Raw genomic sequence first — 12,453 nt, 5'->3', positions numbered from 1 at the left:
ATGCTATGAAAAGTTCCTTTTTGTTAAAAACAACAATTCTAGAGAGTAAAAAAGATCTAATTAAGAGATAAATTAGAATTAAGTAGAGTATTTTTTCTTAGATTCTGTTGCATATTTTCCAGGAGAGATATTGTATTTTTCTTTGAATACTTTAGCAAAATGAGTACGACTTTTGAATCCTGTCATCATAAATACTTCGTTAACCGACAATCCTTTTTGAGCTAATAATTCTGCCGCTTTCTTGAGACGATACATTTTTAAAAGTTCAAAAGGAGTTTGATTTGTAAGTACTTTTACTTTTTGATAAAAATGTGTTCTGTTCAGATATAGTTCTCTTGCTAAATTATTTAAATCAAAGCTTTGATTATCTAAATTTTCTTCAATTAAGCTATACAATTTTTCAAGAAAAGCATTATCATTTTTATTATTCTTATTGTTTTCTTTTGTTAGTGGAATCCCTATTTGATAACGTTCACGTAATTGCTTACGAACCGTAAGCAATGCTTCGATATTTGTAATCAAATGTTGAACATGAAATGGTTTTTTTATGTAAGCATCTGCTCCATCTCGAATACCTTGTACATGATCTTCAATATTTGTGAGCGCAGTTAATAATATTACCGGTATATGACTTGTTTTCAAATCAGATTTTATTTTTATACATAAGTCTAATCCATTCATTTCGGGCATTTGTACATCACTGATTACGATATCCGGCCATTCGTTTTCCATAGCTTCGATACACTCTTTGCCATTGCGAAAAGAGGTAACCTTAAAATACTTGGATAAAATATTGGAGACAAAATCTCTCATTTCGAGATTATCTTCTGCATAGAAAATAACCGATTGAGAAAATTCTCCCGAAATAATGATATTTGAAGAGGTGTTCTCTTGAATGATTTTAGAGCTGATAGGAACTTCTTTTTCTGTAGGTAAAGTGATTTCTTCAAGTGTGTCTGTTGGCAAGTGTTTTTTTACGATTGGTAAACGTACTGTAATAACGGTGCCTTTGCCAAGTTCACTCTCTGCACTAATAAAGCCATAATGCATCTCGACGAGTCGTTTTGAAAAAGCTAGACCAATACCGGAGCCGCTAATATGAGTATTGTCTTGTTTTTTGGATTGATAAAAGCGTTCAAAAATATGATTGATATCTACACTATCGATACCTCTACCTGTATCTGATATAGAAACTAGTAAGTCTTTGTCACCATCTTGCTTATATTCTACCGTAATAGCATCACTTGTACTAGTGTATTTGAAAGCATTATTGAGTAAATTATTAAATATTTTTTCTAATTTATCTTTGTCTGCAGAGACAATAATATTGGCATTATTTTCTGTTATGGTCAACTTTTTTTGATCATTATCAGCCAGAAACTTAAAATCTAATACGAGCTCTTGAATAAAAGAATTAAAACTAAATCTTGAATAGTTCATTTTTAATACATTAGCATCAGCTTTTCTAAAGTCTTGTACTTGTTCTATTAGTTGTTGTATCTTATTAGATTGACGTTTAACGAGGTTTAAATTATCACTAATCTCGGTATTACCTCTAAATCTTTGTGAGAGTACATCAATAGGCCTAGAGATTAGTGTAAGTGGTGTTTTAATCTCGTGTGAGATATTTGCAAAAAAACGAAGTTTAGCTTCATTTACCTCTTCAACTTTGTCCTTATTAAGTTGTTCAATTTCTACTTTGTGATTTAATTTTTGAATTTTTAAAATGACCTGTATCGCAATACAAATAATCAGAATAGCTAATAGAACATATAAAGCGTAGGCTAGTTTAGTATTCCAAATCGAAGGAGTAATCTCAATAATAAGTGTCTTGGGTGTTGTCCATTTATTAAGCGAATTAGATGCCAGTACACTTAATCTATATTGACCGGGCTGAAGACCACTGTATGAAATTGTTTTTTGATTAGAAGGTACTTCAATCCATTGTTCATTAAAAGGTAGTAATCTATATTTTATACTGTGATTTTTTGGATTGAGATAATGCAAACTTGTAAAATCAACAGAAAAAACATTCTCATTATGTTTTAGAGTGATATTATCAACTTCAGAAATTGTTTTCTCTAATAAGATTCTTCCATTGATGGTGTCACCAGGTTTAATATTTTTGTTGAAAACCTTGAAGTTTTCAAACTGAATTTTGGGTAACTTTTCTCTTGTTGGAATATCATTTGGATTAAAATAGATAAAACCATCTAAACCCGAGAATAGCAATGTTTTATTTTTGAGCTTGCTAGAAGCATACCAAAAATCCTCAAAAGCTAGCCCATCAGAAGAACTAAATTTTCTAAATTCTTTTTTTTGCGTATTAAAAGAATTTAAACCAATATTTGTGGAGATCCAAAGGTTATGGTTATCATCATATAAGATGTTTTTTACTACATTGTTTGATAATCCGTTTTTTTCTGTAAAAGAGATAAAAGTCGGGTCAGTATTCGGATTTAGTACTTTGCAAATTCCTCCTCCTTCGGTACCAATCCATAAGTCATCATTAGGTAATCTTACAATTGATGTTACAAAATTACTAGAGAGTGATTTAGTATTCGATTTGTTGTGAGTGAACTGTTTGATGTTGGTATCTGAGAGTGCCGTATTTTTTTTGTTATCGATTCTTAGTAAACCGTTTGATTGAGTTCCAATCCATACAATATCATGCAAAGGGTCTACGAGAACTTTTCTTGATGCGAATAATTGGTCATTTTTGAATAAAGGATGAGATGTTAACGATTCTACAGATTTGACTTCTCCTGTTTTGTCCAAAATAATTTTAAAAACATCAGAACTAGAAGATATCCATATATTACCAAACTTATCTTGGTCAAAAGAACGTAATAAAATATTGTCGTTAAGATCAATTTTTATATTTTCAATATTTTTTGGTGATTTTTGTCCATAGGGGATATACATCAGTTTATTTTCTCCCATGATTCTAAACCATACATTTTGTTTTGAATCTACATAGACTGCATAGATTTTTGAGATCAATTTTTTAGGAATTTGAAACGGAAGCGTCTCGAATGCTCTCTCTTTTATGTTAAACATTTTTAACCCTCCAAGGGAGGAAGTCAAAAGAACTCTGTTTTCATCATAATTTGCGATATGAGTTACATTATTTGATCCTAAATCGTTTTTAAAATTTGTTTTAAATGTACTATTGTGAAAAGGCTTTTCTTTTACATCAAAACGGTATAAACCTTCATTAAATGTTGCATACCAACAGTTGCCATTTGAAGTTTGTACAATATTACTTGACCTTAATACCGGTAAATCATCATTAAACTTCTTTGATTCAAAGCCATTGTCAGTCTTAAAATTTGAAGCATTTTCTATAAAAATAATGCCTCTATTTAAAGTGCCTAACCAAAGGTTATTTTCACTGTCAAGTAAAGAACTGTTAAACGAATATGATTCTAAATCTTTGCGTGCGATATCAAATGAAGAAGAAGTATTAGTTTCTTGTATATTAAGAATCGCCACACCATTTAAAAGTGTAATTAGTAAAGAAGTGTCGCTTAATCGAGTTATGGATTTGCAAAATTGAATTTCATCTTTTAAAACTTGGTGAAATTTCCCGGATTGGATATTGAATTTCAATAAACCACTAGATGTAGTGATTACATAAGTAAACTGATTGATTTGTAATGATTCAAAAAAATTAATCAAAGTATTATTAAACTCATCTGGGTAGTAATGACCTTTTAAAGTATAGTCACTCTGACTAAAAACAAATAAACCTTTACTTTGTGTAACACATATGATGAGATTATCTTGATCATTAATAATGATATCTCTAATAATTGCCTGATTGAATTGCTTAGAGACTAATTCGTCAGAAGTAAGTTTAGTGAATTTTTCTTTTTGATGATTATAAATAGTAACACCTTCGTCTGTTCCGATCCATATATTTCCTAATTTATCTTCATTAAGAGATCGAACACGATTACTCGTTAAACTTTTGACATCAATAGTATTTTTATTTGTTTTTAGTTCATACCCGTCATATTTATTGATTCCTTCATAAGTTCCAAACCAAATAAAACCTCTTGAATCTTCGAATATTGATGTCACACCATTATGCGCTACACCATCTTTGATACTCAACTTTTTTACATATTTAAGTTGATTTTGCTGAGCATTTGAAGTTGTAAAACATAATAAAAACAGAAAAATAATAAATGAAGGTATCCTTAACATTATTTCAATGTAAATTGTTTTATGATGACACTGTTATGACTGAACTAATATCTTCATTTCTATAAATTAATAAAGTTTGTTACAAAGGTACTTATTATTAAAAATCAAATCAGTAAAAATCTTAAACTTCAAGATTTTCTTTAATTCTTTCTACCGCTTGTTCTGCGGTAATATCACGTTGTGGTGAGCCAAACATTTCATAACCAACCATAAACTTCTTTACAGTAGCGCTTCTAAGTAATGGAGGGTAAAAACTCATATGCCAATGCCAGTGATCGTTTTGTTTATTATTGGTCGGAGCTTGATGAATTCCACTTGAATAAGGAAAAGAAGTTTGAAATAGTTTATCATAAGCTTTAGTAATTTTTGATATCGAGTCTGCAAAAGCTAAACTTTCTTGTTCAGAAATTTGAGCAATATCAGTATAATGCTTTTTGGGAATAATCATAGTTTCAAAAGGCCATATTGCCCAAAACGGAGTTAATACTACAAAATGATCATTTTGATAAATAATCCGTTCATTAAGCTCTACTTCTTGTTTAAGATAATCACCTAGTAAACTACTATTGTTTTGACTATAATAGTTTTCTTGTTGTTTATCTTTTTTTTCTACTTCATTAGGAAGTGAGGATTGACTCCATATTTGACCATGCGGATGCGGATTGCTACACCCCATAACGGCTCCTTTGTTTTCAAAAATTTGAACATAATTGATCATATCATTCGAACCCAAAGAAATATATTCTTTTTGCCATACTCGAACTACCTTGTTTATGTCATCAACTTTCATATCTGCTAAACTTCTCGAATGATCGGGACTAAAGCAGATTACTTTACAAATCCCTTGCTCGCTTTCGGCTCTAAGTAATCCATCATTGAACGAGAAATTAGGTGAATCTACCTGTAATGCGGCAAAATCATTTGTGAAAACAAAAACATCTTTATAGTCCGGATTCTTTTCACCATTAATTCTTGTATTGCCTGGACATAAGTAACAATTTGGATCGTATGTGGGGCGTATCTCATTAGAAATCGTTTCATTTTGCCCTTGCCATGGACGTTTTGATCTATGTGGAGAAACCAAAACCCATTCTCCTGTGAGAATATTAAAACGTTTATGTGAATAATCTTGCAAATTTGTATCCATCTGTAATATATTAAACTAGTTGTGTGCCGTGTGATAATGTAACACTGTAAACTGAGCAGTCTTTATTAAATTTTTCTTTAAATTTTTTAGAAATTTCTTCTTTAAATGTTTTGTATTCACTCTCTAAAATCAGATTTATTGTGCAACCACCAAAACCGCCTCCCATCATTCTGGCACCAAGAATATGAGGATTCTCTTTTGTACTGTCTACCAAAAAATCTAACTCAGGACAACTTACATTATAATTTTTACTCAAACCTTCATGCGATTGATATAGTAAATCTCCTAAACTGGCAAGATCTTCTTTCTGTATATTCTCAGAAAATTGTTGAACACGAAGATTTTCATTTATAATAAAAAGTGCTTTTTGATACTCTTCTTTTGATATTTGTTCTTTAATCCGGTTAAGATCTTCTTTTGAAGCATCACGTAGGGCTTTAACCTGTAATAAATTAGATACTTTTTCGCAGACTTCGCGTCTGTCATTGTATGCACTTTCTGATAAATCATGTTTTACATTACTATTAATAAGCATCAATTTATATGATTTGAAGTCTATTTTGTAAGGCTTTGATTCTACAGTTCTACAATCTAAAAAAAGAGCACTGTTTTTTACACCAAACATACTTGCATACTGATCCATAATACCACATTTTACACCTACAAAATTATGTTCAGCTTTTTGTGATATTAAAATCATTTCATTTTTAGACAGTCCGAGATCAAATAATTCATTTAGCCCAAATACAAAACCATTTTCTAAAGCAGCAGAAGAAGACATGCCTGCCCCACCGGGGATATTACCAGCAAAAACAGCATAAAAATTAGGAACCTGCTTTCCAAGTTTTTGTACTTCTGAAATAACTCCCAAAATATAGTTTCTCCACGCTCCATCTGTAAGTTGCTCAACGGTTTTAGTATCAAACTCATAAGCTTCCTTTTTATTAAACGCATATACGCTACTTTTCTCAGAGTCACTTTTGCTTATAGCAACGACAATCCCTTTGTCTATTGCAGCCGGAAAAGCAAAACCATCATTATAATCTGTGTGTTCTCCAATAAGATTGATTCTTCCTGGTGAAAACACTATTAATGGTTTGGTTTTGAATTGATTTTCAAAACTAGCCTTTACTTCTTTGATTAACTTTTTATCCATTATTTCGCAAAATAAATATAAATACCAACGACTATCACACACACTAAAACTGCCATTGGCTTCAGTAATTTCCAAGGTGTTATATCAACTTCTTTTGAATACTGTAGTGTATATGCTTCTTTTCTAGGTAAAACTTTTCCTATGACTAACATAATAATTGTATTGATTACAAATAATATAGCCATGATATGAAGGAAATGTGGATAGGATAATTTTGTGATACTTTCGACAACTCCTTTCACCTTTTTTATATGCTCTTTTATATTTGCACCTAGAGAGACTTCTTTTTCTTTAAATTTTGTATTTAAATTGTCAAATGACTCAAAGAGTTGATCTACCGCTTTTTTATTATGTTCAGTATCGATCTTATACTCGTTAATAGCTTTTAAAACGTCTTTGTATTCTGTATGAGTCCCTTGTTCTTTAGAAAGTTCTTGTTCCAGAATCACTAGTTCGTTTGTAATCTTAGGGGATTCTACACTTAAGTTTTTATCCACAAAATAAGGTTGTAAAATGAATTGACTAATACTATACAAAAGCACACCAGAAATCAAGCCTATTTTTGCAGCTTTTGCAGGAACAAACTTTGTAGTATACCCTACAACTACGATCGTTAAAATAGGAATCGAGTACGTACCATTAATTTCTTGTAAATAAGCAAAAACACTGCCGGCATTGGCGATAAACGGGGCTACAAGTATTGATAAGATTGCCAAAAATACGCCAAAAGATTTTCCGGCTTTTACAATTTGTTTTTCTGAAGCACTTTTATTGATATATTCCTGATAGATATCAATACCAAATAGGGTAACACAACTATTCAATGCAGAGTTAAAAGAACTTAAAATGGCTCCAAATAGCACAGCAGCAAAAAATCCTACTAATGGTTTGGGTAATACTTTTGAAACTAATGATGCATAGGCTAGATCAGGTTTTTCGAGATTACCACTAAAAATATGAAAAGCGATAATGCCTGGTAAAACTAAAAGTAACGGCCCCAGAATTTTTAAAAAAGCCGCATAAACAAGCCCTTTTTGTCCTTCTGCAAGGTTTTTGGCTCCCAAAGCACGCTGTATAATCGCTTGGTTTGTCCCCCAATAGAAGAGATTGACCAATAGCATACCGGTAAATAGAGTAGATAATGGTACATAAGAATCTTCAGCACCTGTAGAATCAAATTTATCGGGATGAGTCGTCATTAATGTATTTAAACCAAGTATCATGTCTCCATCACCAATGTATGTTAATCCATAATAGGGAATCATTAGTCCTCCGATGATTAAACCGATAGCGTTTATTGTGTCTGATATTGCAACGGCTTTTAACCCTCCAAAAACAGCATAAATAGAACCGATGATTCCAATGGATGTTACTGTTAACCATAATGCTGAACCTTCAGAAATTTCTAGTATACCGGCAATATCAAACATTGTGTTTATAGCTGAAGCTCCGGTATAGAGTACTACAGGTAAAAAAATTGTTACATATCCTGATAAAAATAATCCCGAAACTATTGCTTTTGTGGTTTTATCATATCTGTTTTCTAAAAATTGTGGAATAGTAGCGATCCCGCCTTTTAGATATCTGGGGAGTAAAAATATAGCGATGATAACCATTGTAATAGCCGCGAGAGTTTCCCAAGCCATTACTAATAGTCCTTGTTCATAAGCTTGGCCGTTTAGACCTACTATTTGTTCTGTAGATAAATTAGTTAATAATAATGATCCCGCTATAACAATGCCAGTTAAACTTCTTCCTCCCAAGAAATACCCATCAGAAGTTCCTTCTTCTGTTTTTCTGGTTTTGATATATGATATAATGGCCACAAGCGCTGTGAACCCAATAAATGCTAAAAATTGCATGATGTATTAATGGTTTTAGTTGTTGTTTGTGTTATTTGGTTTTTTATAGTTATTGCCCATTCAACTTTATAGATACTGCTGGGGGGTAATATTTGTAAGCCCATTTTGTTATTAAAACTATCTGTTGCACCGGTCATAGGTTCTATAGCAATTACATTAGGTTGATTCGGAGTATATAACTGTAAAAAATTTTCTTTTGATGTTGAGGTAAATGTTAAATGATATTCAGGTGTAAAAAACTCAATTTTATTTGTTTCAAGAGGATATCCATCATCTAATTTTACTTCGTTGAGCTGAAAAGGCATATTTGTAGCTACATCTGTAATATCTGAGATAATTTGTTGCTTATCAAAAAGGTATTTAGAATTACTTTTGAATTGAAGGACACTTTTGTTTAAATCTGCACTCTTAAAATAGGGATGCCATCCTATTGTAAATGGAAACGGTTTTTGATCAAGGTTTTTGACTCTTACAAATAAACTGATACCTCTTTTAGATAAGGTATACGTTAATTCAATACTAAATTTGAATGGAAAACCCTCATCTCCTTCACTCGTATAACCTAAGGTGATAGAAGCATAGTTAGAAGTCGTTTTTGTATGTAAACAGTCAAATGGTTTATTGTATACTAATCCATGTAATGCATTGTTTTTATCAGTTTCGTTACACTTTAAAGTGTAATCAATACCATTAAAACTGTATTTACCATTTTTGATTCTATTTGCAAATGGGAATAATACACATGATGCATAGTTATTTGTATAGCTTAATGATTGAAAGTCTGCAAGAATTGAAATATTTTCAAATATGAAACTACTAAGCCTGCCACCTTGATTAAGGCAAAAAGTAGCCTTTGATGTTTTATCAGAACTTATCAGTTCTATATAATTTAATTCTTGTATTTTCTTTTCGATTAGTGTGTACAAACCTTTATAGTGATTTTCTAATAATTAGGTTGTTCGGGTTTTCAACTTGAGCAAACTCGTTTGTTAAGATCATTTGCGCCAATCGTTTCCCCATCAGATTAAAATCTGTTGATATGGTAGTAATACCATCTTCAACAATTTCTTTTAATAAAGTGTCATTATAAGAGATGATACCAATATCTTTAGAAATGATAAATTGCTTTTCTTTGATTCGTTTTATAATTCGAATTAAGTTTTTATCGTCCAAAATGATATATAATTCTCCCGGTGATAACTTTTGATCGGTTAATGTTTCTATCACTTCATTCTCAATATTGTTATGAGAACAGAAAAGACTAAAACCTTCTAGAATTCCTTTTGGTTGGCGAGTTTCAGGATATAATAAAACAATCTTTTCATACTTTTTTACGAGTTCAAAACCATTTTGAAGCCCTTGATAGATGTCTTTTTTAAAGTTTTGATATACAGATGGGTAGTCTAATAATTCTTTGTTAGTTTGATCTAGAATATACACTTTATCATTTGGGAGTCTTTCAATGACTTGTTTAGTGTCTTTTAAGTTTGCCGGCATGATCACATAATAACTATAGTCTCCAACATTATCATTTATCAGCTTATTAAACACATCATAATTAAAATGATGAAAAAAAATATCTACTTGCACATTGTCTCCCAGACCAGTTTTAAAAGAATTATAAAGATCTTCTTTAAAGGAATTAAACTCATCAAATAATAAAAATATCTTCTGATTTACCTCAATATCTTCACTCGTAACATAATAACCTTTACCCACTACAGAGTGAACAATTCCTCTGGTTTTTAGTTCATTGAATGCAGTAAGAACAGTGTCTCTTGATAGTGAATGCTGGTTTTTAATACTATTCAACGAAGGAAGTTTATCACCTTTTTTAAGAGCACCATTCACGATAGCTTCTTCTATAGAAGTTACGATCTGTTTATACTTTGGTATTCCGGATTTATCTTTAATTTTTACAATTCCCATATGACAAAAGTAGAATAAAATCTTAAATAAACAAACTGGTAGGTACTAGTAGTTTTTTTGTATTTAAAAATATAAATTGCCCTTTTAAATACAAAAACGCTATGATGAAAAACAAAATTATAGTTACCGGAGGATGTGGTTATATTGGATCACACACAGCAATTGAATTGATAGATAATAATTTTGAAGTTGTCATATTAGATGATTTGTCAAATGCTACAGAAGAGACAATTATAAGAATTGGTAAGATCACAGGAACAACTCCTACATTTATCAAAGTAGATTTAAAAGATGCTGCAGCTACATTAAAAGTATTTGCCGATCATAAAGATGCAGTTGGAGTTATCCATTTTGCGGCTCACAAAGCAGTTGGAGAATCTGTTCAAAAACCATTACTGTACTATAAGAATAATTTTTATTCTTTATTAAACACTTTAGAAGCGCAAAGTAAATATGAGATAAACAACTTTATTTTTTCTTCTTCTGCCACCGTATATGGTACTCCAGATACCTTACCTATTACAGAAGATAATAAGACTCAACGTCCATTTTCACCATATGGAAATACTAAAAAAGTTGCTGAAGAAATTTTACAAGATTTTACACAAGCAAAGCATGATTTTAGTGCTATTTCATTAAGGTATTTTAATCCGATTGGAGCTCATGATTCTGGCGATATTGGCGAATTACCAAATGGAATTCCTAATAATTTAATGCCCTACATTACCCAAACTGCAGCAGGAGTTAGAGAGAAACTAAAAGTTTTTGGTAATGATTACCCAACCAAAGACGGTACACCAATTAGAGACTATATTCATGTTGTAGATTTGGCAAAAGCGCACGTTATTGCCTTACAACGTTTACTTAATAAAAAGCATGAACAACCTCTGGAGTTTTTTAATCTTGGTACAGGAGTAGGGTATTCTGTTTTAGATGTAATTCATTCATTTGAGTCTGTTACAAATTTGAAATTAAATTATGAAATAACAGATAGAAGAGATGGTGATGTTCCGCAGCTTTATGCTTCAACAGATTTAGCCAAAGAAAAGTTAGGATGGGTTGCAGAAAAAGAACTCAACGATATGATAAGTTCTTCTTGGAACTGGGAGAAAAATCTAAGAAACAATACAAATTAAGGTATTATGATACAATCAAGAACAACATTGTCAGAAATGTCTAAGGCATTAAATTTGTCTATCTCTACAGTATCCAAATCACTTTCCGGAAGTTCGGAAATAAGCATAAAAACAAAACAGCGAGTTCGTGATTTTGCAAAAATGTGTAATTATGTGCCTAATAACTTTGCTGCTAGCTTTCGCAAGGGATATACAAATACTATAGGCCTTATTATTCCAAATATTCTCAATCCTTTTTACGCAAAAGTTCTATTGGGTATAGAAAATTATCTAGATAACAGTGGTTATAAGTTAATCACATCTATTTCAAACGAATCTATAGACAAAGAAGCAAAAGTAATGACCAAAATGGCAGGCGGATATGTCGATGGGTTAATTGTGTGTGTGACACAAGAAACCGAACTCACTAATACATATAGCCATATTAACGGGCTTATTGATCAAGGTACACCAGTAGTTTTGTTTGATAGAATTTGTGAGAAAATAAACTGTGATAAAGTAATAATCAATGACTATAAGGCAGCTTTTAATACAACCAAACATATCATAACGCATAAAAAGTGTAAGAATATTGTTATGGCATCGCTAATAGATAAAATGCAACATGGAAAATTAAGAGCAGAAGGGTTTAAAAATGCAATAGAAGCGCATCAATCGAATGTTATCGGTAAAGTTCTCGTAGCAAATACTGTTGATGAGCTAAAACATAAGCTTAATGAAACTTTACAAAAAGACCCAACCATCGATGCAATTTTTGGAGTTAATGAGCAAGCAGTCTTACAAGCAATAAGCTGTACCGACCAATTAAAGTCTAACGATCATAGTAAACAAATAACCATAGCAGGGTTTTGCAATCAGTATCAGGCAAATAACAACCCTTCTTTGATAATTGTTGATCAAAATGCCGAAGAAATCGGTACTCAAGCAGCAAAGCTAATGCTACAGAGAATAAAAAATGTTGAAAATAGTGAATACTGTACAAAAACGGTTTCTGTAAACTTAAATTAGTTT

At 31.4% G+C, this 12,453-nt stretch carries 8 protein-coding genes; 2 read left to right on the top strand and 6 right to left on the bottom strand.

Going from position 1 to position 12,453, the window contains the following annotated elements:
* Positions 1 to 78: 78 nt before the first annotated feature.
* The 6 genes from FHK87_RS13320 to FHK87_RS13295 form a co-directional block, all read right to left on the bottom strand.
* Complete coding sequence (locus tag FHK87_RS13320) at positions 79 to 4,119, bottom strand: hybrid sensor histidine kinase/response regulator transcription factor (RefSeq protein WP_226294231.1); 4,041 nt, start codon at positions 4,117 to 4,119, stop codon at positions 79 to 81.
* A 214-nt stretch (positions 4,120 to 4,333) separates the two neighbouring features.
* Positions 4,334 to 5,359, bottom strand: a complete 1,026-nt coding sequence (locus tag FHK87_RS13315; RefSeq protein ID WP_140593732.1) for a UDP-glucose--hexose-1-phosphate uridylyltransferase — start codon at positions 5,357 to 5,359, stop codon at positions 4,334 to 4,336.
* A gap of 10 nt (positions 5,360 to 5,369) precedes the next feature.
* Positions 5,370 to 6,515, bottom strand: coding sequence for a galactokinase (gene galK, locus FHK87_RS13310; RefSeq protein ID WP_140593730.1), 1,146 nt, complete (start codon positions 6,513 to 6,515; stop codon positions 5,370 to 5,372).
* Positions 6,515 to 8,377: a solute:sodium symporter family transporter gene (locus tag FHK87_RS13305; protein ID WP_140593728.1), complete on the bottom strand. Its 1,863-nt coding sequence runs from the start codon at positions 8,375 to 8,377 to the stop codon at positions 6,515 to 6,517. Before FHK87_RS13305 ends, galK begins: the two co-directional genes overlap by 1 nt.
* Positions 8,365 to 9,303 (bottom strand): aldose 1-epimerase, encoded by a 939-nt coding sequence (locus FHK87_RS13300; RefSeq protein ID WP_140593726.1) that lies wholly within the window; start codon positions 9,301 to 9,303, stop codon positions 8,365 to 8,367. Before FHK87_RS13300 ends, FHK87_RS13305 begins: the two co-directional genes overlap by 13 nt.
* A gap of 4 nt (positions 9,304 to 9,307) precedes the next feature.
* Positions 9,308 to 10,306, bottom strand: a complete 999-nt coding sequence (locus FHK87_RS13295; protein ID WP_140593723.1) for a GntR family transcriptional regulator — start codon at positions 10,304 to 10,306, stop codon at positions 9,308 to 9,310.
* A 104-nt stretch (positions 10,307 to 10,410) separates the two neighbouring features.
* On the opposite strand from FHK87_RS13295, the gene galE reads away from it, so the two are divergent.
* Together galE and FHK87_RS13285 are read left to right on the top strand one after the other, a co-directional pair.
* Entirely contained in the window at positions 10,411 to 11,442 is a 1,032-nt protein-coding gene (gene galE / locus FHK87_RS13290) for a UDP-glucose 4-epimerase GalE (RefSeq protein ID WP_140593964.1), read from the top strand.
* 6 nt (positions 11,443 to 11,448) lie between these two features.
* Positions 11,449 to 12,450, top strand: coding sequence for a LacI family DNA-binding transcriptional regulator (locus FHK87_RS13285; protein WP_140593721.1), 1,002 nt, complete (start codon positions 11,449 to 11,451; stop codon positions 12,448 to 12,450).
* Positions 12,451 to 12,453 lie beyond the last annotated feature (3 nt).

This window comes from Aquimarina algicola, from assembly GCF_006443095.1.
GTDB classification, from domain to species: domain Bacteria; phylum Bacteroidota; class Bacteroidia; order Flavobacteriales; family Flavobacteriaceae; genus Aquimarina; species Aquimarina algicola.
The sequence above is the reverse complement of the archived record's forward strand: the minus strand, read 5'-3'. Positions and strand labels throughout refer to the sequence as shown.